The sequence below is a fragment of the Nostoc sp. genome (assembly GCF_036919495.1).
Classification (GTDB): Bacteria; Cyanobacteriota; Cyanobacteriia; order Cyanobacteriales; family Nostocaceae; genus Nostoc.
The window spans coordinates 1-25,193 of sequence record NZ_JBALBZ010000164.1 but is presented as its reverse complement, the minus strand read 5'-3'; the positions used below and the strand labels follow the sequence as shown (position 1 = coordinate 25,193).

The window sequence follows — 25,193 nt, the reverse complement described above, 5'->3', positions numbered from 1 at the left end:
TGTTTAAAAGAACTGATCATTGATACTAGAGTTGTCTTCGAGGCTTGAAAATATCGTTATTGCTGTTTTTGTCTGAGAACAGGCTTCCCTGTAGACACAGCCTGTTCGACAATATCAATGGCTCGACTCACACCCCCGCCTCGTTGAATCGCCTCTTGTAGTCTCAAAGCATTCTGTTTATAAGAATCTTTCGTAAATACCTTTTGTACAGCATTTCGCAACTTGGGAACAGTCAAGCGAGCAAGCGGCACCACTTCACCAGCACCAGCCCAAGCCAAACGTGCTGCTACGCCTGGCTGGTCATTAGCAATTGGTATTGCTACCATTGGTACCCCATTATTTAGGGACTCTAAAGTAGTATTCATACCTGCGTGGGTAATGGTGAGAGACGCTTTTTGCAGCAATTCCAATTGGGGTGCATAACCAACTACCAGCGGATTCCCCGGCAAGCTTCCCAGAGACTCTGGAGTTGCAGAACTACCTAACGAAATCACTAGTTGGGCATCCAAATCATTACAAGCTTCGGCAATAGATTTGAAAATTCCCAATAGGCGATTTTGTAAAGTCCCCATTGAGGCGTAAATCAATGGTTGTCCGGTCAATTTTTCATAAGGAAAATTAGGAAGTTCCCGACCAATTGGACTATGATAAGGGCCTGTGAAATGGAAACACTGGGGCAAATTTTCCCTTGGGAATTCCAATTGTGAAGGCTGTTGACTAATCTGAGCTAGTTGGGAATAGCGATCGTTAGAGCTAAACTGTGGGGGCAATTTCCACTCTTGGCGATACTGATTGATTACCCCTGTAATGGGTTTTACGGTGCGACTCAGCAATGTATAGCCGGCTCGGTTACGTAATCGCGCCCACCAGTCTGGATTGTAGCCCCAGGTTTTAAAATAAGGTGGAACGCTCGGTTCTCGATTCAGTACCACAGCACTGCAAACTGTAATAAAAGGAATGCCTAGAAATTCTGCAACAGAACCTCCCTCTGGTGAAACTTGATCTACTAAAAGTGCCTCCACACATGCTTCCTTGACTGCTGATGGTGCATCTCTGAGCATAACAGCCGCCTGATCTTTGAGGAAGTTGACGGTATATTGCAGTGCGGCGAGTCCACTCAGTTTACCTAACTGAGTTATCGATTCAGCGATCGCTCCAGTAGGAAATTCAGATTCACCAACGGCTTGAAATTCTAACTCTGCCGCGAGTGTCTTGGATTTAGCATCAAGTATACCGAATAAGGTGACGCGATGACCTCGCTTTTGGAGTTCTTTACCCAAGGGGAGCATAGTGTTGAGATGACCAGTTGTTGCTGGACAGATCAGCCCATAATGAGTCATAACTACTGTTTCTGTATATCTACAATGATGTATACCAGAAAACAGTTATATAGGCAAAGAAAAGAAATTTTTGCTGAGTTACTTCAACTTGCTGAGAATATAAGGATGTTCAAATAATCCGGTCAGCCCCAACCCTTGGGGACGCTACGCGAACGGGGAAGTCAAAAGTCAAAAGTCAGAAAATTGAGACGGATAAAACGAGTCCGAGTTCATCATCAATTTCATTCTGATTATTGTGTTTAAGCCAAGACAGGCTTACCTGTAGAAATAGCCTGCTCAATAATATCAGCCGCTCGACTTACCCCCCCAGCACGAAGAGTAGCTGCTTGTAATCTGAGCGCATTCTGTTTATAAGATTCTTCTGTCAACACGCGCCTAATCGCATTTTTCAATCTGGGAACATTCAGTTTTTTGAGAGTGATAAGCTCACCCGCCCCTGTCCAAGCGATACGCGCTGCTACTCCTGGCTGGTCATTGGCAACTGGAATCGCCACCATTGGCACTCCTTTTTTCACACATTCCATTGTTGTATTCATTCCCGCATGAGTAATCATGAGGGTGGCTTTTTCCAGCACTTCTAATTGAGGCGCATACTCAACTACTAAAGGATTTCCTGCTAAGTCTGGCAGTGATTCTGGTTTAGCAGAACCTCCCAGAGAAATCACTAACTGAGCATCCAAATCTTCACAAGCTGAAGCAATAGTCTGAAAAACCCAAATCAAACGATTTTGCAATGTTCCCATCGAAGCGTAAATTAACGGTTTCCCTGTCAATTTTTCATAAGGGAAAGAAACAGTTGCTCGACTAGCTGAAGTATGGTAGCTTCCAGTGAAATGGAACCAAGGAGCTAATTCTTCTCTGGGAAATTCAAATTCAGCAGGTGCATTACTTATTTGAGCCAGTGGAGAGTCACTATCTTTAAGACTTGAGTACAGGGGTAATTTCCACTCTCGACGATATTCATTAATCAAATCTTCAATGGGTTTGACGACGCTATTAAGTAACGTGTAGCCTATTTGGTTGCGTAAGCGTGCCCACGCAGCTGGGCTATACTTCCAAGTTGTGAAAAAAGGAGGAATGCTAGGTTCTCGATTCAGCACCACAGCGCTGCACACAGTAATGAAAGGAATTTTGAGAAACTCGGCAATTGTCCCTCCCTCTACCGAACTTTGGTTTACTAGCAAAGCTTCTACACCTGCTGCTTTAATTGCTGCTGGAGCCTCTTGGAGTGTCACAGATGAAACAAGCTTCAGCAGGTCAATAGTGTATCGAAACGCAGCCAATCCCTGGAGTTGACCTAACTTGGCAAAAGTTTCTGCTGTTGAGCCAGGGACAAAATCTTTTTCACCAATTGCTTGGAATTCTATTCCTGCTGCTAGTACCTTAGATTGAGTATCGAGTGAGCCAAAGAAGGTGACGTGATGCCCACGCCGTTGAAGTTCCTGCCCTAAAGGAAGCATTGTATTGAGGGGGCCAGTTGCTGCACCAGGACAGATGATACCGAAATGAGTCATGATTAATGCCTCTATTTGATTTTTAAGAACTTATCTAAAGCCACTACCATACTGGGCGGCCAACGACGGATATTTTTTACCCAGTCGATATCTTTATAGCGGCTATCAAGTCCATAGGCTGCAACCCAGTTGCTTTCGGCTTCGCCTTGTTCTCCATTTACCCAATATGCAGCAGTGAGGGCGGCACGCACATCAGCAAACTTCGAGTATTTACGGGCGATATTTCGCATCTCACGGATTGCTTGCTCTTTTTTACCAGTTTCATAAAGAGCGAGAGCATAGTTAGCACGGGCGAAGGCAAAATTTGGGGCTATCTCATTAGATTTTTTGTAGTCTACGATCGCATCTTCCCATTTTCCTAACCCTGTTTTGGCATTTCCGCGATTGTTATACGCCATCGCATCATTAGGATCGAGTTCTAAGACATGATTATAATCTGCGATCGCATCATCCCATTTTCCCATCCCTTCTAACGCCGCCCCCCGATTCAAATATGGATCGGTGACATTTGGTGCTAGTTCTATCGCTTTGTTATAATCTGCGATCGCCTCTTGTAATTTATTCTGACTCACCCGCGAATTTCCCCGGTTACTCCACGCCCCGGCATTTGTCGGAAATTGCTCAATAATCTTTGTCCAATAAGTTTCAGCCGTTGCAAAATCACCTTGATTCGTCGCTGCAAAGGCTTGAGTTGCCCACTCATCGCCTTGTCTTAACTGTTCTTGAGTAATGGGCTGCTGAGATTGTGCCATGACTGGAGTACCCCAGCCAAACACAATTAATAGACTGAGAAAAATACTAATCAACTTAATCATCTAGGTTTACCTAATTTGTTATTTGTCATTTGTCATTTGCCATTTGTCATTGAGCAGAGGAATGGAGTTCAAAGGCTCATTAAAGGAGTTCAAAGACTCATTAAAGGAGTTCAAAGACTCATTTACGAGTATCAATGCCCCATGCCCCATGCCCCATGCCCAATGCCCCATGCCCAATAATTACAATAATGACAACTGTTCATTAGGCGGCGTGAATCCCAAATGCTTATATGCTGCCTTAGTCGCCATCCTGCCGCGATGAGTTCGAGTTAAATAGCCAATCTGCATCAGGTAAGGTTCGTACACCTCTTCAATTGTTTGAGTATCTTCACCCGTCGCTGCTGCCATTGTTTCTAACCCCACTGGCCCGCCGTTAAATTGTTCAATTATTACACTCAGCATCTGGCGGTCTGTCCAATCTAAACCGCAAGGATCTACTTGGAATAGTTGCAATGCTTCAGATGCAATGCTTTCATTAATCTCTCCAGAGATTTTTACCTCCGCATAATCACGTACACTCTTTAGTAGCCTATTAGCAATCCGTGGTGTTCCGCGTGAACGACGGGCAATTTCTGTTGCACCATCTTCTGTAATAGGGGTTTTGAGTAATAGAGCGGTTCGCAGTACAATTTGAGTCAGTTCGTCAACTTCGTAAAATCGGAGTTTTTGAATCAAACCGAAGCGATCGCGCAGTGGTGAAGTTAAAGCACCCACACGGGTTGTAGCACCAACTAGGGTAAACTTTGATAGCGGCAAACTTCTAATCCGAGCGCTAGAACCCTTTCCAATGGTAATATCTAAGCGATAATCTTCCATCGCAGGATAGAGAATTTCCTCCGTCATCCGCGAGAGGCGATGAATTTCATCCACAAATAAAATATCACCTGGTTTCATATTCACCAGTAGCCCGACAATATCCCGTGGACGTTCTAGGGCTGGCGCACTGGTAATTTTGTAATTTACCCCCATCTCCGATGCTAAAATCATTGCCATTGTGGTTTTGCCCAATCCCGGCGGGCCATACAGCAGCAAATGATCCAGCACCTCACCACGAGACTTGGCTGCTTTGATGGCAATATCTAGCACATCCTTTAAATCTTTTTGCCCAATGTAATCAGCAAATCGGTGGGGTCGAATACCTTCTTCCTGCTGTTCTTGTTCATCAATAGCGGCTTCAGGCTTCAAAATATTTTCTGTGGATGGTGCTTTCGCCGATTCCAGACGCTGCTTTGGTTCTCCGTTGGGTTCTGGAGGCTGTTTTTTCGAGGAGATTATCGCCATAATTCAGCTATCTACTTTTAAGGGAACTAGAGACTAGGGAGTTGGGGGTGTGAAAATTTTAGTTTGAGAATACCCGCGCCAATTTAAAATTTAAATTCCGGTCAATTACCCAGAAGTACAAAAGTTATTATGTTATCTAAAAGAATCTTACCGTGCTTAGATGTGAAGGCGGGACGGGTTGTAAAAGGAGTTAACTTTGTAAATCTCCAAGATGCAGGCGATCCGGTAGAGCTGGCCAAGGTTTACAACGAAGCCGGTGCTGATGAGTTAGTATTTCTGGATATTACAGCTACTCATGAAGACCGAGCTACTATTTTAGATGTGGTCTACCGAACTGCGGAACAGGTCTTTATTCCATTGACTGTGGGTGGTGGCATTCAATCCTTAGAAAATGTTAAAGCTTTGTTACGAGCGGGCGCAGATAAGGTTAGTATTAATTCTGCGGCGGTGCGCGATCCAGACTTGATTAATCGAGCAAGCGATCGCTTTGGTAATCAGTGTATAGTTGTTGCAATTGATGCCAGACGCAGAAATAACCCGGAGAACCCAGGTTGGGATGTGTATGTGCGGGGTGGCAGGGAAAATACAGGCTTAGATGCTCTAATGTGGGCACAAGAAGTTGAAAAACGGGGGGCCGGTGAACTGCTAGTAACAAGTATGGATGCTGATGGAACCCAAGCTGGGTATGATATTGAGATCACACGGGCAATTGCCAATGCTGTAGAAATTCCAGTTATTGCTTCAGGTGGTGCAGGTAATTGTGAACATATCTACACAGCCCTAACTGAAGGCAAAGCTGAAGCAGCATTACTCGCATCATTGTTACATTACGGACAATTAAGCGTAGCAGAAATCAAAAATTACTTGCGCGATCGCAACGTGCCAGTAAGAACATCCTCTTGATCCATCATTTCCTGTTTAATGACATCTATCTAAGGTTAGACACACTTCCCTGAAAGGGTGTTAATATTATTTTACAAGTATTAACAAATATTAAAAAATATGTTGCTTCCTATTTTACTTTTTGATGTCGCCCTGGTGGCATGGTCGTTGCACTTGATGGAAAGAGCCTACGAGAGTAAAGAATTTTCTCTCATGTTGGCTGGTACATTAGTTGCTTTGGCTGCTGCTGCCATGTTAGTAGTTTACTTTTTGATGGGGCACTGTATGACCTATTTATTGCAAGTGTCCTTGTGATTGCCCAGTGGTTGAGGAGATATTAAAATTAAAAATTTATTTTTCACAACAAGCTTGACAAAGTAGCAATAATTAAGCCATTATGTATAATGGATTTTAAGGGGTTATAGCGCAGTTGGTAGCGCACCTCAATGGCATTGAGGGGGTCAGCGGTTCGAATCCGCTTAGCTCCATTCTTCAGACCCTAACCTTCTCTATTAACTGAAAGGGTTATGAAATTTTTCAGAAGGTTTTATTTGCTGTTTACCTAACCAGTCTCGAAAGTTGGAATGATAGAGATTGTAATGGGTTTCTGAGGCAATTGGTTTTTTCTGTAAGAACTCTAGCCAATTTTCTAGCACTTCTTCAACTTCATACTCATCAGTATTAATGATTTGTGCGATCGCTGCGGCAGTCTGCGCCAAAGCATCCACTGATATTGCTTTTTGCTGCTGTATTAAGACATTTAACACATCTGTGCTATGTTCCGTCCCTTTTTCGGGTGAAAACATTTTGTGTAAATGCTGCTGATAATATGCTTCTAAACTAGGCGAGAGTTGATTGGACTGGAAAGATTCCGGGTAGAAATTTTGTGCGTTAGCAACGCTCTCGGCTCCTCAGCGTCTCTACGGTTCGATTCTCAGACTCAGTTGGCAAAGTGCGTAGGTGTAAGATATCGCTTAGGCGTTTCAAGTTCTCTACTCGACAGTTGACTCTCGGAGGCTCAACTGCGGCAATATTAACCTTGCAACCATATCAAGAACTAGAACCATAGCTGCTTGGATCTTTAAATATAGCCATCTATGGTATAGAAATGTATAGAATCTTGTAAAGATATAAAATATAGTTCTTAAATGCACACATTTCTAGCTTCTTCCTCAATGCAGGTGTCTGTACCACCAAATGACTTTCAGCCCATGAAGATTGTCGCACTGGGGGACAGCTTAATTTATGGATTCGGCGACCCGGAAAAGGGAGGCTGGATAGAGCAACTACGGCGATGGTGGATGTTGCCGGATAGTGCGGGTCATGTTCTTTATAATTTAGGGGTAAGAGGCGATCGCACGCAACAAGTAGCCCAAAGGCTAGAAGTTGAATTTCGCCACCGAGGTGAACTGCGAAATCGTGTCCCCGACTTGATTATTTTATCAGTAGGCGTAAATGACTCAGCGCGGTTGGCGCGTCCCGATGGCCGAAGTTACACAGATTTTACATTGTTTGAAAAGGAAATTGCTTCTCTGCTAGATTTAGCACAGCAACTATGTCCTGTGTTATTTGTGGGCATGGTGCCAGTAGATGAAGCCAAGATGCCATTTTTAGATTGTTTTTACTATAATCATGCCGACCAGTACCGTTACAAAGAAGCAACTCGAATTGCTTGTAGCAAACGGCAGATTCCCTATTTAGATATTTTTGAGCAATGGATGAAACGTGGTGAAAATTGGCGGCTTAAACGCTTGAGTGAAGATGGTCTTCATCCCAATACACTAGGTTATCAAGCTTTGCTAGAAGATGTGATCGATTGGGATGCCATAGCAACTTACCATTCTAAATTTGATTACCGCCTTAAACCATCGTAATTAGATAAATATCTTGATGCTTTAGGGCTAACCGAATATTCTCGTATCTCCCGCCGTTGCAAAAAGCACTACAAGAGTGCTGAATTTTTAAATCCATCTTTTCCCTATTTTTTACTCAGTATTCCTATGACACCAACTTTATTTGGTCGTTGGCAAACTCGATTATTATTACTTGCAACGGTGGGTGTACTTGTGTCTTTGCCTTTTGTAATGGGTTGGATTGGTTCTAATGCTAACTCGGTTTATTTTTGGATACTTGGTTATATCGCCGTCTTTGGCTTAGGTTGGGATGTGCTTTATAATTATCTCCAAAAATTCCGATGGGATAGGGATTGGCCCGCAGTTTATCAACTCTTAGCTGGTATATGGGAATTAATATTTGTGTTCTGTGGAGTAAAACTGTTTGGCTTCTTACCAATACCTTTACCTAAACAAGAACTCCCGTTAGCAGTTTTTTTCTTGCACTATGCCGTCGTGTGGCTAGCAGTTTTTATTAGTTCACAAAGCCTGATGCGAATTATCTTTCCCCGTTGGCGTTTCCGGGGTGGGGAATGGTTGTAATATCGTGTCCGCAAATAGCCCTAACCCCCTAGCGAGAAGGGGGAAAAATTCAAATAAGCGTATTGGTTTATGGTCTAGACACAAGCCTCTTGAGGTGTTACGCCAATGCATCGGCTTGTTAGGCTAATACATCGGTTTATAAAAATTAACTCACAGATGGCGGTTTCAGCTTAGATGCAATATGTTGTATTGACGTACAGTTGTATGCATTTTTATGAACAATATGGTAGTTCTAGCAACTGCCCTATCTCATCAAATGAAAACAGCTATCTTATGTTTCCAAAATTGGTGCTTGTGCTGATGTAGTTATCTATGAGAAACATAGGATAAGCTTTACAGTTTGGGGAGATTATTCAATGCAGAGACGCAAATTAAGGAAGTGTAATGTCAAATTTTGATCTGGTTATTCAGCTATTTTTACAACTCACAGTTATTCTAGTCACATGTCGCGTCGTCACGATTTTAGGACGCCGCTATCTTGGTCAAAGCGATGTTGTTTGCGAAATGATTGCAGGCGTAATGTTAGGGCCATCTCTTTTAGGATTGATTGCACCAGATTTTCAGCAATGGCTGTTTCCTAAGCTTCCCATTATAACTGCTGTAGGACTCAAGATACCCAACCCATCAATGTCTATTTTATATGCTATTAGCCAGATTGGGTTGATAATTTATATGTTTTTAATTGGTTTAGAGTTCAACACCAAATTATTAAAACATCATATTAAAAGTGCAAGTTTGCTATCTGCTGCCGGGATTATCACTCCCTTTATTTTAGGAGCGATCGCATCTTTTTGGTTTTATCACAATGGCGATTTCTTTCAACCAAAAGTAACGCCTTGGTCAGCTGCTTTATATCTAGGTGCGTCGATGACAATTACGGCTTTTCCGATGTTAGCTCGCATTCTTTACGAACGCGGTCTTGCACAAACCCGCTTCGGTACTTTGGCTTTAGGTGCAGCATCTGTAGATGATGCAGTTGCTTGGTGTTTGCTAGCGATCGTGCTTGCTAGCGTAAAAAATTCTCTCAGCATCGCCATATTAGCAATTGGTGGCGGCATTTGCTACGTGCTATTTGCAATTTTTCTTGGTCAACCTCTACTAAGAGCCTTCACACGCATGACAAAACGCGATGCAGGTGTGAACAAACAAACTCTGACTTTAATGTTGATAATTTTGATGTTTTGTGCATGGTTTACCGATGTCACAGGTATCTATGCAATATTTGGTGCTTTTGTGCTGGGAGCAGTGACACCACGGGGAGAATTCGCCCAACAAATTCGCCAATATACGGAGTTTTTAACTACTTCTTTTTTGCTACCGATATTTTTTGTCTTCTCTGGACTGAATACTCAAATTGGATTGGTAAACACACCGACTTTATGGGGAATTACGTTATTAATTATTACGATCGCAATTCTTGGCAAAGGTGTTGCTTGTATGTTGGCTGCAAAATTGGCGGGAGAAAATTGGCGTGAATCTGCAACTATCGGCGCTCTGATGAATGCTCGTGGTTTGATGGAGTTAATCATTCTTAATATTGGTCTGGAGCAAGGTATAATTACCCCAACTTTATTCACTATCATGGTTATTATGGCAGTCATTACTACACTCATGGCATCACCACTGATTGCCTTTCTGTTGCAAGGTACAAGCTATGAAAAATATTCTGCTTAAGCAATTTAAATATTAGATTAATTATCTAGTAATTGAGAAAAATTCTGTGCTTTGACTCTGGTCATACTCGCTAAGGAGTTTGTAGTAGCGTTTTAGCACCACTACAAACTGACTGCCTATTAACTAATTTTCTTGTTATCGTTAATTCGGATATTCTTAGAAATGTGGCTCCTAAAATTATCAAAATTAATGTTTCACGGCTATAACTGCATTGTAACAATAATTGACATTACAACAAAGCAGAAATTAACCTTCGCTGTATCTAACAAGCTTGACATTTCCCAGTCTTTTAAAGAATTATCTTAGGGAAACCAGATAGTTAATTTTGAGGAAACCATGCATATAGTTATTCTCGTTCTGGTTGAAGTGCTGATTATTATTGGGCTTTCACGGCTCGTAGGGCTAGGATTCCGTTCCATTAAGCAACCTCTGGTAATTGGTGAGATTGTCGCCGGAATTATGCTTGGCCCATCTTTATTTGGTTTAGTTGCTCCCGATGTAGCAGTTTCCTTGTTTCCACCAGAAACTATTCCTTTTCTAAATGTTTTGTCTCAAGTGGGACTAATATTTTTCATGTTTCTGATTGGGCTAGAACTAAATCCAAAATACCTCAGTGGGCAATTAGAAGTAGCTGTTTTAACTTCTCATGTCAGCATTTTAGTGCCGTTTTCTTTAGGAACATTGCTAGCGGTGCTACTTTATCCCCTAGTTTCCGATGCAAGTGTATCCTTCACTGCCTTCGCCTTATTTTTGGGGGCGGCGATGTCGATTACGGCCTTTCCAGTGTTGGCGCGAATCATTACTGAAAACAATTTACAAGGAACGCGTTTAGGAACGTTGGCGTTAACTTGTGCAGCAGTGGATGATGTAACAGCTTGGTGTCTATTAGCTGTTGCGATCGCAGTTGCGCGAACTGGTGACTTTGCAGGTGCCATACCCACAATTATTGCCAGCATAGTTTACATCGGTTTGATGTTGACAGCTGGACGTTGGTTCCTCCAACGCCTTGCTAAACACTACCTTCGTGCGGGACGACTCAGCCAAGTGCTGCTAGCTGGGATTTATATGGCAGTGGTTGCGTCGGCATTAATCACCGAACTAATTGGTATTCATTTAATTTTTGGGGCATTTTTACTGGGAGCAGCCATGCCCAAAAATGAAGATTTAGTGCGGGAATTGGCAGTAAAAACCGAAGATTTTGTTTTGATATTCTTGCTGCCTATATTTTTTGCCTACAGTGGCTTAAAGACACAGATTGGTTTACTCAACCGTCCAGAATTGTGGCTTTTGTGTGCGTTGGTTTTAGGAGTGGCGATCGTAGGCAAATATGTTGGTACTTATGTAGCGGCCCGTGTGAGTGGCATTAGTAAACGGGAAGCCTCAGCACTTGGTTGGTTAATGAATACTCGCGGTTTAACCGAACTGATAGTACTAAACATCGGTCTAGAGTTAAAGGTAATTTCCCCCTTAATATTTACCATGCTGGTAATTATGGCATTGGTAACTACATTCATGACCTCGCCACTGCTGGAATGGACATATCCGAAAAAGCTGATCAGGTTAGATGTCATGGAACCGGGGTTGGAAGCACAAACAGGTATAGACACCTCTGCTGGAAGTGAAACTTACCCTCATCCTTTCCGAATTTTGGTACCAGTGGCTAATCCAAGTACCCAAAAAGGTTTAGTACAGTTGGCAGTAGCCTTGGCACAGCCTGCCGTAGGTATTGCTCTCAATTATCGATATCCTGCCATTGTTAACCCTCTGAGCCTGATTGAATTTGAAGAAGATTATGCCTTTGAAAGTACCCCAGTTGAAGCAGACCGATTAATCGCCCAGCGCCGCCAGCAGCTACAAGAATTGATCAATACTCTCGAACCCCCAGAAACTCGTTCTTGTGTGCATCCTATCGTTCGCATATCCAGCAATGTTGCCCGCGAAACAGCACAGATTGCCACATCAGAACAAGCTGATTTAATTCTCGTGGGCTGGCATCGCCCAGCTTTTAGTAGTAATCGTTTAGGTGGACGAGTCGGACAAATGCTTACCACTGCCCCGGTGGATGTAGCAGTGTTTGTAGATAAAGGCAAAAAGCAATTAGAAAGTTTATTGGTACCTTATTCAGCCAATATCCATGATGATTTAGCACTAATACTAGCTTTGAGACTGTTAATCAATCGTGAGACTTGTATGTTGCAGATATTACAGATAGTTGCAAATCATGCCAAGGAAGAATCGAGTTATGAACTGCACACGATGATGGAACAATTGCCTCCCAGTGTACGCGATCGCATTGAAATCAAAATTCTCGAAGCCCCAGAACCAATCCAAGCCGTCATTCAAGCCTCAGAAGGTGTTGACCTAACTATTGCTGGTACCAGCCGCGCTTGGGGTATCGAGCGCCAAACCTTGGGAAGATATACAGATCAACTAGCTATCCAATGTCGTTCCTCGCTGCTGATTACCCGCCGTTACAGCCAAGTCACCGCTCACCTTGCCTCTATGCTTCCTGAAGTTAGTAGTCAAGAGCCAACATTGAGGAGTTGAAATTCATGAATCATTTCAACTTCAAATCTTTAACTTTTTACGGAGTAGCAATAATTTCAGTGCTACTGTTGTTTAAAACTGTCAGTGCTTACGGGGAAACAAATCTTAAAGCTCCTCCTGCAATTAGCGGTCGATATCGTCTAACCCTGTCAGAGAATTTGCCTAACTGTGAAAAATCGGATACCCTGACGTTAAACATCCAGCAGTCGGGTATTTACTTAAATGCCTCTGTATTACCGGCAAACGCTAACCCCGATACTGACGAAAAGCACTCTCTGGCAGGCATCTTCCGAAATCAACAGTTAAATTTATCTGGAAAAGTTGGTAAATCAATCCTTTGTAATATTCCTCGCCCCCAAAATGATCCTCTGAACTCAGTCACAATTCAAATGCAACTTGTGGATAAAAGTAATATGACAGGTCAATTAACCGTAAATGGTATTCCCCAACCTCTGAAATTTACTGCTGTGCCCCAAAAAGCTAATTGAATTGGGAGTGGGTAAAAACGCGATTCATCGCGTCTACGGGATTGGAAGCGCGAAGTAAACAGCAATGTGAGCGCATTGCATGGGTTTTATGGAGCAGATAAAAAGAATGGATCAGGGACTAAAGACTAGGCAGTTTTGCCAATGGCGCAAGCAGCTATTTAGCATCAGTCTATTAGGCTTTTGTGCAGCGATCGCGCTTGAAACTTGCACTACTGCTGCGACACCAGTGGCAAAGCTAGAAAATTGGCGTTTTTCCTCCAAGACACAGCAACTCGAAATCACCCTTTCAGCAGGCACAACCCCCCGTTATTTCTACCTAGCCCAACCGTCTCGGCTTGTTGTAGATTTACCGAATACAAAGTTGGGCAAAGTTACCACACAACAAAATTATTCTGGAGCAATCAAAAGCATTCGCGTTTCTCAACTGAATGCAAACGATACACGCATTGTCCTAGATTTAGCACCAGGGACTGTTTTAAATCCTAAACAGATACAACTGCAACCTGTTTCTCGAAAAAACCCCACTCGCTGGGTATTACGTCCGGTTATTTCTGGTAAAACTACTGCCGTAAAACCAGGAAAGTCCGCGCCTTCAGCCAAGAAACAACCTCAAACACTCCAAAAGCCGCCTAGTAACCCACCCATAACTACTAATCCACAATTGCCCTTACTGACAGTTCCCTCTCCACCCAATCAACTGCCCTCAACAATTACTACTAACTCAGGACAGCCTTTCGTCACCGTACCTCCTTTAAATCCAAATACATCCTCTCAACAACCTGCTTCGATTCTTCCCCCTCCTTCTTTTCCAAATCAACCCAATAATTTAAATAACATTCCTCCTTTGGGAATATCAGAATTTCCAGTTCCAACAATCCCCAATGCTCCCAATCCCCAAATCATTGAGTTTGGTCAACCTTTACCCAAAACTAAATAAAAATTGGGAATTGGGCATTGGAAATCCAACCAATGCCCCATCTTTTATGCGCCATGTATATTAGGACTTACGCACACTCTACGAATTCTTCTCTACGAGACGCTACGCGTTGGCGTTCGCCTCTCGCAGAGAAGGCGGTTCGATAAATTAAGCTTTTGGGCGATTTTTACGTAAGTCCTATAGATTACCTTCCTCCAACTAACTCTTTCACCTTGTTGATGATGCCGACTGGATCGATACCTTGATATGGGTACTGTTCCCACAAACCGCCGCAACCTTCTTTATAAGTTCCAAGATGGGCATATTTGGGAGTCAACCCCCGCTCTAGCAACCAGGAACCAAAACGGCTGCCTAAGCCAGTGCGACGGTTGAAAGGTTCTACTACAAGGACAAAAGGAGCATTACCAACTTTGGTAATCATTTCTTCATCAATGGTGTTTAAAGTTGTTTTGTTAATCAAACCAACGTCTAACCCTTCTTGCTTAAGACGCTCTACAGCATCAACGGTACGGTAGAGAGCATCACCAAAACTGATAATGTAACCTTGCGTTCCCTCTCGTATAACCTCATCTTTACCAGGAACAAATTTGTAGCCATTGCCAAAGAAGTCATTGCCGTTGCTGTCCCTAATGTTGGGCACTTTGGAACGGGTGGAGAAAATAAACCGCAGTCCAGGCTCAAAGAACACAGCTTCTACACAAGCTGTCATTTGATTATTATCTGCCGGGAAGTACAACTGTGTTGGGTAGCCATCATCCAAGCCATTGTCGGCAAACATATTGTTCAAACCAAAGTGGCAGCTGTTATCTGCCATGTCATCTATACCCGCGTGGGAAAAATGACATAGAACATTGGAATAGTTCAGCCGTGCCATTGTGATTTCTGAGATACACATTTCTAAGAAGGCGCTGAAGGTCGCAAAAATACCTTGCTTGCCCTTGTCCATCCCGAATCCAGCCGCAGCAGAGAAGTTGCTGCGTTCCATAATCCCGGAGGAAATAAATATTTCTGGGTATGTTTCATGAATTTTCTTCAAACCGCAGGAGCCTTCTAGATCGCTATCAATGACCATGACTTTTTCTTTACGCTCCGTCTCACTCATGCGACTGAGGACACCCACCACGGCTTCACCAAATACACTACGGTTAGCGCCCCATTTGTCACTGGAACCCAGAAACGTATATGTTTGTTTAGGTTTCTCAATATTTTTAAGGTATTCGATAGCCGCAGTTTGTCCGCGAGATTCTAGATACTTAACTGCTAAATCTACAGAAATTACATCATGACCATGAATGGAACCTTCTAAGCCTTCAATACCAGGACACATTGGGCGTTTATTAATCAGAGCGATCGCTCCGGGAGTATTCACAGCTTCGCAAATGCGACGGTATAAATCGTCTAAGTCTTCCCCGTCTCCTTGAAGTACTTTTAAACCGTGGCCTTCTAAAGTTTTGGCAACACTGAAACCAGGTAAATATTTAGAAGGATGTCCAGCGATCGTTACATCATTGTCATCAATAAGCAGCTTAACGTTGAGATGTTGAGCAACAGCCAAGCGAGCAGCTTCGGCATCATTGCCTTCTTGCTGCGAACCATCAGAACCGAGACAGAAAACAGCCTTGCCTGGATTCGCCATTGCCACACCATTGATGTAAGGCCAAATATGGCCCAAGCGCCCAGAACTAAATTTCACACCAGGAGTTAGTTTTAGTTCGGGGTGTCCCGGTAAATTGGAATGTGCTTGCCGATAACGTAAAAGTTGCTCGGCAGGTAAATCACCATGTAATGTTGCCATCAGATATTGGGTGGCGACTCGATGTCCTGCCTCATCAAAGAAAATCGGTACAAATTGCTCCGATGCTCCCCGAAAAAAGGCATCGAGAATCATTACCTCTGGCACTGTATCGTATGGGCCGCCAGTATGACCGCCGACTCCGCTAGCAGCGCCAGTCGCTGTAAAAAAGACGATCGCATCTCGGCAGAGTTGAATATTCGCTTTTAGAGTTTTTCGCTGTTCATCTGTGAGGCTCGAATTTGCTGGATTGAGCGCTAAAGGTTTGTAAGCACCGAGATCGATTGGAAATTGGGTATTAATAATAGTCATGGTAATAGTCATGGTTTATTGATTGAATAAAAAACAATTTGAACAGACAAGACGTGCGATCGCACTACAAAAAAATTGTTAAAACCCCCATTGGGCAACAATTATCCAAGCTCAAGCCAACCACTCAGAACCATTGTGGAACTGTGTGATTTCATCAAATGCCAAAATTAATACATTCAATTGTGCATGAATGTACTTGAATTCAATTGAAGTTACGGATTACCGTACAAAGACTTGCATATCAATAAGTATAAACTCACAAACATGCAATTTCAAGTCCAAAAACGCAATTTCAGGAAAATTAATTATGCTAACTGCTGAACGACGACAATTCATCTTAGAAATACTGCGTCGTGATAAAAAGGTACTTTCGACAGAACTTAGTGCTGTTCTCAAAGTTTCTGAGGATACGATTCGCCGGGATTTGCGAGAACTGGCAGAAACTGGACTATTGCAACGCGTTCATGGGGGAGCGCTCCTTAAATCCCCAGCCACCGCTAGTTATGCCGACCGCCAAAAGCAAGCGCCAAAAGAAAAGGAAGCGATCGCTCGGACAGCAGCAAAATTAGTTTGTACAGGACAGGTGGTGATTTTAGACGGAGGTACAACAACTCTCCAAGTAAGCCGTCATTTGCCCCTAGATTTGCACGCAACAGTGATCACAAATAGTCCGCCAATCGCCGTTGCTTTAGCAGAACATCCCCATATAGAGGTTGTGATGTTAGGTGGACAACTTTACAAAAAAGCCTTGGTGAACGTGGGTACTGTCACGATTGAGACATTACGGATGATTCGTGCAGATTTGTGCATGTTGGGAGTTTGCAGTTTGCATCCAGAAGTTGGGATTAGTGTACCTAACCTAGACGAAGCCCACGTCAAACGAGCCATGATTGCTGGATCGGCAGAGGTAGTAGGATTAGTGACAGCAGAAAAATTAGACACAGCTGCTCCTTATCTAGTGGAGTCTATTCGTGCCCTAACTTACCTAGTAACTGCACCTACAGTATCTAATAATATGCTGAGTGCCTACAAAGCTTTAGGTTTGACCATTATACGTGATGAGTACGAATGATCTGATCAAGGCAGATGCGATCGCTAGAGACTGGGGATTGAACAGGGGAATAGGGTACAGATTATTCCCTGTCACCTGTCACGTCTTCCCTAACTAACCCCAATGCCCAAATCTAAAATCTGTCCGTTTCTTGAGGTGTTCCAACTGCTCCGGGTTGAGCCGTAAAGAAGTTTTGAGCAGCTTCATTCTGATATATACATCTAATATCAGGTTTATCACTGTCCAAATTACCTGTAAAGCCAAAGGTGTTCAGGCGATTTTTGCACTCATTTACCTGCTCAGATGTCACTAGCTTACGTTGCTCTAAAAGCGCCCAGTTATTTTGTCGGATTACGCATCCAGGACGCATACTCGGCTGGGCAACATAGACATTGAAGGGGTTGAGAGTGACGAACAGTCTGGCGTCCATCACCATCGCGCTGGCTCCGTACTGCACACAAATCTCAGGGTTAGGTGCTTTCAAATCAATGAATTCACGAGAAGCCACATTTGATGGGGCTAACGTGGTTGTAGAACTAAAAGCAATGCCAATCCCAATTCCTAAAATCAACACCCCTCCCATAATTGCGATGGTGAAGAGGTTAAAAATTGGGGATTGGAAAATAGAGGGTTTAGAAGTAGTAGCCGATTTACCAGTAGGTTTACGTCTCATTGTTGCTTAATCACCTTCACGCCGATTTGGCAGGGAGTGGTCTAAAGTTTTCTCCCTCTTTCAGTATGCCTATTCTTAACTGTAATTGTCTGCGAGGTCTTGGACAGTATTCTTCTTAAATGATAAAAATAGGAACTTATCTAGATATCTGGATAGAATCTCAACCTTGTTGGCTATTGTTTCCATCTTGAAGAATTGGTGAATCTTTTTATTTATTTGCTGATTAAGGAATTTTTATTACCTTTGTGCTGCTTCACATGCAAATCATAGAGCAACTAAATTTTTAATTTCTATATTTTATTAACCAATCATAGCATATTTTTAATATCTATCAGATAGTCTTGATTCAATTTGCACAAATTATGCAGTGAGAATGCTTGAATTAGCTAGCTTTGTGTTTGTAATTTTGCGAAAAGTCTGAGTGAAGTAAACCTGTACTGATAACTTTCCCAGACGAATTTTTCGTATTCGTATGAGATATTTTTGTTACCCCTAGTAATTGATATGTTAAACGATGTAAATTAAAATTTAATAAAGTTTTAATAACTAATTGAAGCAAGTGGCATCTCAAAGAGCGTTATTCTCAAGCAAGAAGTTCAAAACTTCGCAACTTCAAATCCTTCTAGCTGATAGTCTGACTATTTTTTGGGGAGATTGGTTAGATTTACGTGTCAGAATTGTACAAGTTGCTGCATCAGGCTTAATATCCCCACTGATATATATTTTAGCTTTTGGCTTGGGTTTGGGTAGTTCCATCAAACCAGGCTCAGGAATTAGTGGTAACTATAACAACTATCTGGAATTCATATTACCGGGGATGGTGGCGCTATCGTCAATGACGGTTAGCTTTGCTGGAACGACATTTTCGATTTGTGGGGACAGACTATTTACCAAAACCTTCGAGGAATTGTTGTTAACTCCTATACATCCCTTAGCCTTGTACATCGGAAAAATGCTGGCGGGAGTAGTACGAGGGTTGATGACATCGGCTTCGGTGATTTTAGTAGCGGTGCTGTTGACTGGAAACTGGAATTTTCTCAATCCACTATTTCTATTATTGGTAGTGCTGAATTGTTCGGTATTTGCTGGGTTAGGGGTAATTGTGGGTTTGAGTGTGCGATCGCTCGAATCAGTTGGACTCTACAACAACTTTATAATTATCCCCATGTCATTCTTAGGAGCGACCTTCTTTGACCCTAGTACATTACCAGTAGCCCTTAAAGTCGTAGTTTACCTGTTACCACTCACCTATGCCAGCATCGGACTACGTGCAGCTGCTCATTTACCCTTGTCTCAGTTTCCTTGGTACAGTATACCGATTTTGCTAGTAATAGCGATCGCTCTTTCTTTGTGGGGTGGTTATAGATTCGCTCACCAACAAGATTAAAATAATTCGTAATTAGTTAAAGCCTTTATGACAATCTGTGCTTTAACTTTTGCATCTTGTGGTTTTCGAGTCAGCATTATTGAAATACTGATTGAATTGAGTCATTAGTCATGAGCAAATGACTAATGACAAATGACAAAGGACTAACTAGCCAACAGAGTTTTTTCTAGAGAAGTCCAACGGAAGGCGCGATCGCCACCTCTCTCAATTACTACCCTTACTCGTGGTTCTAATTGAGGCAAATTCGTTAAATACTCAAGTTCCTCATTGGAAAGGATATGCCCTTCAATAATCCACAAGACTAGCCCCTTAGATTTTGGTGGTAGCTGTTCTAGATGAGAATTGATAATTGGTGGTAAGTAGTACACATGACCTACTGCCGCACCACTACCAGTACTTTTTTTACCAAGATGAGGAGGTCTGACTCCATGAATTCTTGTGAGATACGCAGCTACGTCACCCAGTCCCTTAGCGGTAATGTGGAGGGTGGTATAGCCAGCTGCGCGTAGTCGGCGCTGATATCGACCTTCATAACCTCCTTCCAGAGGTACATACACGCCAAGAGCGCCAAATTTTTCCAGATCGCGCATTAAACCGTTGCCAGTGGTAATTAGTGCCATAGATTTTCGTCTTATCCCACTTAGATATCTCTATTATTTACCCTGAACCGATAGATTAAAAGCATTTTTTTGGGCATCAAGAAGATGCAGAGCGCAAACAGGTAATTTTTTATTCTCTCCCTTGCACCCTGCCCCTGCTTTGCTGCTTCTTCCCCACTTCCCAAAAATAACTCTATAAATTACTAGACAAACATAAATAAATAATTTATATTATTAGATTGTGACCAAAGACGCAAATTAGACTCCCTTATTACTGTCATTTTGAGATAGTGTTAGCATCAAAAGCTGATGACTCAATCCAAATTGGATAATCTAACTCAGATTGATCATAGACTGGTAAACTAAGAAAGCTTTCAGGTCAACATTGGAGCTTATGGACGAAGAATTAAAGCCAATCCAAAGCTCCAGAGTACGATTTACTCCTGTGCCTCTGAAAAAGCAGGCAAAATCTTAAACAATAGTTTAAGGTGTTTAAGGAAGTGAAAACTGAGCAGCAATGTTGGTTTCATGGCATTACGTCAGTCTCAGTTAACGGATACTGGGTGGTAAAAACCGCTTAAGTCCAACTGCAACACGGCAGTAGCCAATCTCCGGGAAGCCGTCTTATTCTTATGGGCGTCTAAAAATCGGGAAACCCGCCGACAGCGCTGCCTCCAGAAAGTGCCAGAGCAATTGCTTGGAAGAAAGCATTGCTGCACACAGCTTAAAGAAAGCTGTAGCGCCTTGCATTGATTCCAGAAGTTACTCCTTCCCAATGGGAAGGTACTTGTGGCTGTTCTGGTGATCTAGTGAGTGAAGCTAAACAGATTCACCAAGCAGTACGGACACGGTTTGTTGTGTCCGAAAGCATTTGGAGCGGTTTATTTAAACCATTCCAAATTTCGCAGGCTAAACCAGCCTAAACTGATGCGTACAAAGCGTGTCCTCTAGAGTCCAATTCCAAGGTCAGCAAGTAGAAAGGAGAACCAGTTACTGTGTCTGTAGGTATTCTCGGCACCAAGCTGGGCATGACCCAAATATTTGACGAAGCAGGAGTAGCCATTCCTGTGACTGTCATTCAAGCAGGTCCATGCACCGTTACACAAGTTAAAACGAAACAAACCGACGGTTACTTTGCCATTCAAGTTGGTTATGGCGAAGTTAAACCAAAGGCACTGAACAGACCACTACTGGGTCATTTGGCTAAATCATCTGCCCCAGCATTGCGTCACCTAAATGAATATCACACAGAAAGTTCTGGTGATTATGCTTTAGGTCAAGAGATTAAAGCAGATATTTTTAGTGCAGGTCAGATTGTCGATGTAGTCGGCACAAGCATCGGTCGCGGTTTTGCGGGTAACCAGAAGCGCAACAACTTTGGTCGGGGGCCCATGTCCCACGGTTCCAAAAACCACAGAGCGCCGGGTTCTATTGGTGCTGGTACAACACCAGGTCGTGTCTATCCAGGTAAGCGGATGGCAGGGCGTTTAGGTGGCAAACGGATCACAATTCGTAAACTGACGATAGTGCGAGTTGATACAGAACGCAACTTATTGCTTATTAAGGGAGCAATTCCTGGTAAACCGGGCGCTTTAGTAAGTATTGTGCCTGCAAAAACAGTGGGATAGTCAAAAGTCATTAGTCAAACGTCATTAGTCATTAGTCATTGGCTAAAGACAAATGGCATAAAGACAAATGACAGATGGCAAATGACAAAGGACAAATAACAAAGATGGTTGAAAGCGTAGTTAAAAATTGGCAAGGAGAACAGGTCGGCGAGACGACCTTCGAGTTGCGCGTTGCCAAGGAAGAAACAGCGTCTCATATTGTGCATCGCGCCTTAGTACGGCAATTGACTAATGCTCGCCAAGGAAATGCCAGTACAAAAACTCGTTCAGAAGTCAGAGGCGGTGGCCGTAAACCTTGGCGACAAAAAGGTACTGGTCGCGCTCGTGCAGGGTCTATTCGTTCACCATTGTGGCGTGGTGGTGGTGTAATCTTTGGGCCAAAGCCCAGAGACTTCAACCTCAAGCTGAACCGCAAAGAGCGACGTTTAGCACTGCGGACAGCATTTGTCAGCCGCATTGAGGATTTGATCGTAGTAGAAGAATTTAGCACCGAGCTATCTCGCCCGAAGACTAAAGAATTAGTGGCAGCGCTTGCCCGTTGGGGAGTAGTACCAGAAAGCAAGTCACTGTTAATTTTGTCTGAAATTGCGGATACAGATAACGTTTATTTGTCAGCCCGCAACATTGAAAATTTAAAACTAATTGCAGCCGACCAGCTAAATGTTTTTGATTTACTGCACGCTGACAAGATTGTAGTTACGGCATCAGCCCTAGAAAAAATTCAGGAGGTCTACAGTGCCTAGCTTTGACCCCCGCGATCTTGCCGACTTAGTGCGTCGCCCAATCGTCACCGAAAAAGCGACCATCCTAATGGAGCAAAATAAGTACACCTTTGAAGTAATTCCAAAAGCATCTAAGCCAGAAATCAAGGCTGCGATCGAAGACTTGTTTCAGGTCAAGGTTGTAAAAGTCAACACCATCTTACCACCGCGTAAAAAGCGGCGCGTTGGTAAATTTATTGGTTATAAGCCCCAATATAAGCGAGCCATTGTTACCGTCGCACCTGGGGATGAAGACAAGATTAGACAAGTTCTATTCCCAGAAGTCTAAAAAAGTTGTGAGTTAGGAGTTAAGAGTTACTGAACTCAAAACTCAGCACTCAGCACGGGCTAAACGCCCCGCTAACGCTATCAGCACTCAGCACTTAAAAATATGGGTACTCGTTCTTATCGCCCTTATACCCCCAGCACCCGCCAAGTTACAGTTTCTGACTTTGCGGAAATCACAAAAACCGAGCCAGAAAAATCCCTAACTACCTCGAAGCATCGCGCCAAAGGTCGGAATAATACTGGGCGGATTACTAGTCGTCGCCGGGGTGGCGGACACAAACAACTTTACCGGATCATCGATTTTAAAAGGGATAAACATAATATTCCTGCCAAAGTCGCAGCAGTTGAATACGATCCTAACCGCAATGCCCGAATTGCCCTTTTGTATTACCAAGATGGCGAAAAACGGTATATTCTCCATCCCAATGGATTGAAAGTTGGAACAATAATTATTTCTGGGCCTGAAGCTCCCTTTGAAGATGGGAATGCTTTACCTCTCTCAAGGATTCCCTTGGGTACTGGTGTTCACAACGTAGAATTGACTCCTGGTAAAGGTGGTCAAATTGTGCGTGCTGCTGGTGCTAGCGCTCAAGTTGTGGCAAAAGAAGGTAATTATGTAACTCTCAAGTTGCCTTCAGGAGAAGTCCGCTTGATTCGGCGCGAATGCTACGCCACCATTGGGCAAGTAGGCAACACCGATGCAAGAAACCTGAGTGCAGGTAAAGCAGGACGAAATCGTTGGAAAGGCCGCCGTCCTAAGGTTAGAGGTAGCGTCATGAACCCAGTGGATCACCCACATGGTGGTGGTGAGGGTAGGGCACCTATCGGTAGATCAGGGCCTGTTACACCTTGGGGTAAACCCACATTGGGCGCGAAGACACGCAATCGCAAGAAACTTAGCAGCAAATTGATTATCCGTCGTCGCCGTAAGTCTTCCAAACGCGGTCGCGGTGGTCGTGAGTCTTAAAGAGTTAGGAGTTAAGAGTTATAAGTTGAGAGTAAAATCTAACTCCTAATTCCTCACTCCTCACTCATAATTCCTAAATCCTAAATCCAAAATTGAACTATGGGTCGTTCTCTAAAAAAAGGTCCTTTCGTTGCGGATCATCTTCTAAAGAAAATTGAAAAGCTCAACGACAACAACAGAAAAGAAGTTATTAAAACTTGGTCAAGAGCTTCGACAATTTTGCCTCTAATGGTAGGTCATACTATAGCTGTTCATAACGGACGCCAACACGTTCCAGTTTTTGTAAATGAACAGATGGTAGGTCACAAGTTGGGTGAATTTGCCCCGACACGCACCTACAGAGGTCATGGAAAAAGCGACAAAAAAGCAGGTAGGTAGTTATTAGTCATTGGTCATTTGTCATTAGTCATTGGTCATTAGTTATTAACTTTCGACAAATGATATAAGGACAAAAGATAAAGGACGAAGGAGAAAATTGGAGAAAATTATGGCTACTAATACTACTGAAGTAAAAGCGATCGCTCGTTTTATCCGCATCTCGGCCTATAAAGTGCGTCGCGTACTCGATCAAATTCGTGGGCGATCGTACCGTGAAGCATTAATCATCCTAGAATTCATGCCCTATCGCGCCACTGAACCCATATTGAAGGTTCTTAGAAGCGCTGCTGCAAATGCCGAACACAACGCTGGGTTAGATCGGACTCAACTAGTGATTACTCAGGCTTATGCCGATCAAGGGCCATCGCTAAAGCGGTTCCAACCAAGAGCGCAAGGTCGAGCTTACCAAATTCGCAAACCAACGTGTCATATTACTGTGGCTGTTGGAGCCGCACCAGAAAAATAAGCACGCTTACACGAATAAATTACGTAAAGTAAGAAATCTTAGAGGAAGCATTCGTGGGACAGAAGATTCATCCAGTTGGTTTTCGCCTGGGTATTACACATGAGCATCAATCCCGTTGGTTTGCTGTTCCTGATCGTTATCCAGAACTTTTGCAAGAAGACTACAAACTTCGTCAATATATAGAACAAAAGCTGGGTAGGCAGGCTCAAAACAACGCCGGGATTTCCGAGGTGCGGATTGAGCGCAAAGCCGACCAAATCGATTTAGAAGTACGCACTGCTAGACCAGGTGTAGTAGTGGGTCGTGGTGGGCAAGGTATTGAATCCTTACGCACCGGACTCCAAGGATTGTTAGGTAGTAATCGCCAAATTCGCATTAACGTAGTTGAAGTTCAACGAGTTGATGCTGATGCCTACCTAATTGCCGAATACATTGCTCAACAATTAGAACGCCGGGTTTCCTTTCGGCGGGTAGTGCGGCAATCGATTCAGCGTGCTCAACGGGCTGGTGTCCAAGGTATTAAAATCCAAGTTAGCGGCCGACTCAACGGTGCAGAAATTGCCCGGACAGAGTGGACTCGTGAAGGTAGAGTACCTTTACATACGTTACGGGCTGACATCGACTACTCTTATTGCACGGCAAAGACTGTTTACGGCATTCTGGGCATCAAAGTATGGGTGTTTAAGGGAGAAATTATTCCTGGACAGGAACCAGATCCGCTACCACCAGCAAGCCGCGATCGCGAACGCGATCCCCGCGAACGCGATCGTGAACCCCGTCGTCGTCAACAACAACGTCGTCGCCAGCAATTTGAAGACCGCTCAAATGAAGGATAAATCGTCATTAGTCATTAGTCATTAGTCATTAGTAAATGACAAATGATAAATGACAAATGATAAATGACAAATGACAAGTGACAAACCATGTTAAGCCCTAGAAGAACTAAATTCCGCAAACAACAGCGCGGACGGATGGAGG

26 protein-coding genes and 1 tRNA gene are annotated in these 25,193 nt (G+C 43.3%); 19 read left to right on the top strand and 8 right to left on the bottom strand.

Features of this window, described 5'->3' with window-relative positions; all coding sequences use genetic code 11:
- Window positions 1-56: 56 nt before the first annotated feature.
- From V7K25_RS23380 to ruvB, 4 genes are all read right to left on the bottom strand, one after another.
- Window positions 57-1,340, bottom strand: coding sequence for a glycosyltransferase (locus V7K25_RS23380; protein ID WP_335161041.1), 1,284 nt, complete (start codon window positions 1,338-1,340; stop codon window positions 57-59).
- Window positions 1,341-1,579: 239 nt separating this feature from the next.
- Entirely contained in the window at window positions 1,580-2,854 is a 1,275-nt protein-coding gene (locus V7K25_RS23375; RefSeq protein WP_335161040.1) for a glycosyltransferase, read from the bottom strand.
- 11 nt (window positions 2,855-2,865) lie between these two features.
- Entirely contained in the window at window positions 2,866-3,669 is an 804-nt protein-coding gene (locus tag V7K25_RS23370; protein ID WP_335161038.1) for a tetratricopeptide repeat protein, read from the bottom strand.
- Between the two features lie 180 nt (window positions 3,670-3,849).
- Window positions 3,850-4,950, bottom strand: coding sequence for a Holliday junction branch migration DNA helicase RuvB (ruvB, locus tag V7K25_RS23365; RefSeq protein ID WP_335161036.1), 1,101 nt, complete (start codon window positions 4,948-4,950; stop codon window positions 3,850-3,852).
- Window positions 4,951-5,079: 129 nt separating this feature from the next.
- Here ruvB and hisF point away from each other — a divergent pair, with 129 nt between their 5' ends.
- The 3 genes from hisF (at window position 5,080) to V7K25_RS23350 (ending at window position 6,320) form a co-directional block, all read left to right on the top strand.
- Entirely contained in the window at window positions 5,080-5,853 is a 774-nt protein-coding gene (gene hisF, locus V7K25_RS23360) for an imidazole glycerol phosphate synthase subunit HisF (RefSeq protein WP_335161034.1), read from the top strand.
- A gap of 99 nt (window positions 5,854-5,952) precedes the next feature.
- Complete coding sequence (locus tag V7K25_RS23355; RefSeq protein ID WP_100901219.1) at window positions 5,953-6,147, top strand: hypothetical protein; 195 nt, start codon at window positions 5,953-5,955, stop codon at window positions 6,145-6,147.
- 100 nt (window positions 6,148-6,247) lie between these two features.
- Window positions 6,248-6,320, top strand: a tRNA-Ala gene (locus V7K25_RS23350).
- A 24-nt stretch (window positions 6,321-6,344) separates the two neighbouring features.
- Here V7K25_RS23350 and V7K25_RS23345 read toward each other — a convergent pair.
- The gene (locus V7K25_RS23345; protein ID WP_335161032.1) at window positions 6,345-6,638 is read right to left on the bottom strand and encodes a hypothetical protein; all 294 of its coding nucleotides are present in this window, start codon (window positions 6,636-6,638) and stop codon (window positions 6,345-6,347) included.
- Between the two features lie 342 nt (window positions 6,639-6,980).
- Here V7K25_RS23345 and V7K25_RS23340 point away from each other — a divergent pair, with 342 nt between their 5' ends.
- The 6 genes from V7K25_RS23340 (at window position 6,981) to V7K25_RS23315 (ending at window position 13,913) form a co-directional block, all read left to right on the top strand.
- A complete protein-coding gene (locus V7K25_RS23340) occupies window positions 6,981-7,706 on the top strand; it encodes a GDSL-type esterase/lipase family protein (RefSeq protein WP_335161030.1) in 726 nt (241 codons plus the stop codon).
- Window positions 7,707-7,832: 126 nt separating this feature from the next.
- Window positions 7,833-8,267: a hypothetical protein gene (locus V7K25_RS23335; protein ID WP_335161028.1), complete on the top strand. Its 435-nt coding sequence runs from the start codon at window positions 7,833-7,835 to the stop codon at window positions 8,265-8,267.
- A gap of 384 nt (window positions 8,268-8,651) precedes the next feature.
- The gene (locus V7K25_RS23330; protein ID WP_335161026.1) at window positions 8,652-9,941 is read left to right on the top strand and encodes a cation:proton antiporter; all 1,290 of its coding nucleotides are present in this window, start codon (window positions 8,652-8,654) and stop codon (window positions 9,939-9,941) included.
- A 336-nt stretch (window positions 9,942-10,277) separates the two neighbouring features.
- Complete coding sequence (locus V7K25_RS23325; RefSeq protein WP_335161024.1) at window positions 10,278-12,488, top strand: cation:proton antiporter; 2,211 nt, start codon at window positions 10,278-10,280, stop codon at window positions 12,486-12,488.
- Window positions 12,489-12,493: 5 nt separating this feature from the next.
- Window positions 12,494-12,976, top strand: coding sequence for a hypothetical protein (locus V7K25_RS23320; RefSeq protein WP_335161022.1), 483 nt, complete (start codon window positions 12,494-12,496; stop codon window positions 12,974-12,976).
- Between the two features lie 106 nt (window positions 12,977-13,082).
- A complete protein-coding gene (locus V7K25_RS23315; RefSeq protein WP_335161020.1) occupies window positions 13,083-13,913 on the top strand; it encodes an AMIN domain-containing protein in 831 nt (276 codons plus the stop codon).
- Window positions 13,914-14,097: 184 nt separating this feature from the next.
- Here the strand turns inward: V7K25_RS23315 and V7K25_RS23310 are convergent, their stop codons facing one another.
- The gene (locus V7K25_RS23310; RefSeq protein ID WP_335161076.1) at window positions 14,098-16,017 is read right to left on the bottom strand and encodes a transketolase C-terminal domain-containing protein; all 1,920 of its coding nucleotides are present in this window, start codon (window positions 16,015-16,017) and stop codon (window positions 14,098-14,100) included.
- Between the two features lie 307 nt (window positions 16,018-16,324).
- Between V7K25_RS23310 and V7K25_RS23305 the strand changes: the two genes are divergently transcribed.
- Window positions 16,325-17,089: a DeoR/GlpR family DNA-binding transcription regulator gene (locus tag V7K25_RS23305; protein ID WP_335161018.1), complete on the top strand. Its 765-nt coding sequence runs from the start codon at window positions 16,325-16,327 to the stop codon at window positions 17,087-17,089.
- A 112-nt stretch (window positions 17,090-17,201) separates the two neighbouring features.
- Here V7K25_RS23305 and V7K25_RS23300 read toward each other — a convergent pair whose 3' ends face one another.
- Window positions 17,202-17,741 carry a DUF3172 domain-containing protein gene (locus V7K25_RS23300; protein WP_335161016.1) on the bottom strand — a complete coding sequence of 180 codons (540 nt, stop codon included), beginning with the start codon at window positions 17,739-17,741 and terminating at the stop codon, window positions 17,202-17,204.
- Window positions 17,742-18,300: 559 nt separating this feature from the next.
- Between V7K25_RS23300 and V7K25_RS23295 the strand changes: the two genes are divergently transcribed.
- Complete coding sequence (locus V7K25_RS23295; RefSeq protein WP_335161014.1) at window positions 18,301-19,128, top strand: ABC transporter permease; 828 nt, start codon at window positions 18,301-18,303, stop codon at window positions 19,126-19,128.
- 143 nt (window positions 19,129-19,271) lie between these two features.
- On the opposite strand, the gene V7K25_RS23290 is transcribed toward V7K25_RS23295, so the two are convergent.
- Window positions 19,272-19,748, bottom strand: coding sequence for an NAD(P)H-quinone oxidoreductase subunit N (locus V7K25_RS23290; protein WP_335161012.1), 477 nt, complete (start codon window positions 19,746-19,748; stop codon window positions 19,272-19,274).
- Window positions 19,749-20,476: 728 nt separating this feature from the next.
- Between V7K25_RS23290 and V7K25_RS23285 the strand changes: the two genes are divergently transcribed.
- The 8 genes from V7K25_RS23285 to rpsC all read left to right on the top strand — a co-directional run bounded on the left by V7K25_RS23285 (window position 20,477) and on the right by rpsC (window position 25,051).
- The gene (locus tag V7K25_RS23285; protein WP_335161010.1) at window positions 20,477-20,650 is read left to right on the top strand and encodes a hypothetical protein; all 174 of its coding nucleotides are present in this window, start codon (window positions 20,477-20,479) and stop codon (window positions 20,648-20,650) included.
- Window positions 20,651-20,722: 72 nt separating this feature from the next.
- On the top strand, window positions 20,723-21,355 hold the full coding sequence (gene rplC / locus V7K25_RS23280) for a 50S ribosomal protein L3 (RefSeq protein ID WP_229450960.1): 633 nt from the start codon (window positions 20,723-20,725) through the stop codon (window positions 21,353-21,355).
- Between the two features lie 104 nt (window positions 21,356-21,459).
- Window positions 21,460-22,098 (top strand): 50S ribosomal protein L4, encoded by a 639-nt coding sequence (gene rplD, locus V7K25_RS23275; RefSeq protein ID WP_100903153.1) that lies wholly within the window; start codon window positions 21,460-21,462, stop codon window positions 22,096-22,098.
- Window positions 22,091-22,405 (top strand): 50S ribosomal protein L23, encoded by a 315-nt coding sequence (locus V7K25_RS23270; protein ID WP_094349089.1) that lies wholly within the window; start codon window positions 22,091-22,093, stop codon window positions 22,403-22,405. Before rplD ends, V7K25_RS23270 begins: the two co-directional genes overlap by 8 nt.
- 102 nt (window positions 22,406-22,507) lie before the next feature.
- On the top strand, window positions 22,508-23,371 hold the full coding sequence (gene rplB, locus V7K25_RS23265) for a 50S ribosomal protein L2 (protein ID WP_100901241.1): 864 nt from the start codon (window positions 22,508-22,510) through the stop codon (window positions 23,369-23,371).
- A gap of 99 nt (window positions 23,372-23,470) precedes the next feature.
- Window positions 23,471-23,749: a 30S ribosomal protein S19 gene (rpsS, locus tag V7K25_RS23260; protein WP_012410721.1), complete on the top strand. Its 279-nt coding sequence runs from the start codon at window positions 23,471-23,473 to the stop codon at window positions 23,747-23,749.
- A gap of 109 nt (window positions 23,750-23,858) precedes the next feature.
- Window positions 23,859-24,215 carry a 50S ribosomal protein L22 gene (gene rplV, locus V7K25_RS23255; RefSeq protein WP_100903154.1) on the top strand — a complete coding sequence of 119 codons (357 nt, stop codon included), beginning with the start codon at window positions 23,859-23,861 and terminating at the stop codon, window positions 24,213-24,215.
- A 53-nt stretch (window positions 24,216-24,268) separates the two neighbouring features.
- Window positions 24,269-25,051, top strand: coding sequence for a 30S ribosomal protein S3 (gene rpsC / locus V7K25_RS23250; RefSeq protein ID WP_335161006.1), 783 nt, complete (start codon window positions 24,269-24,271; stop codon window positions 25,049-25,051).
- Window positions 25,052-25,193: the final 142 nt, after the last annotated feature.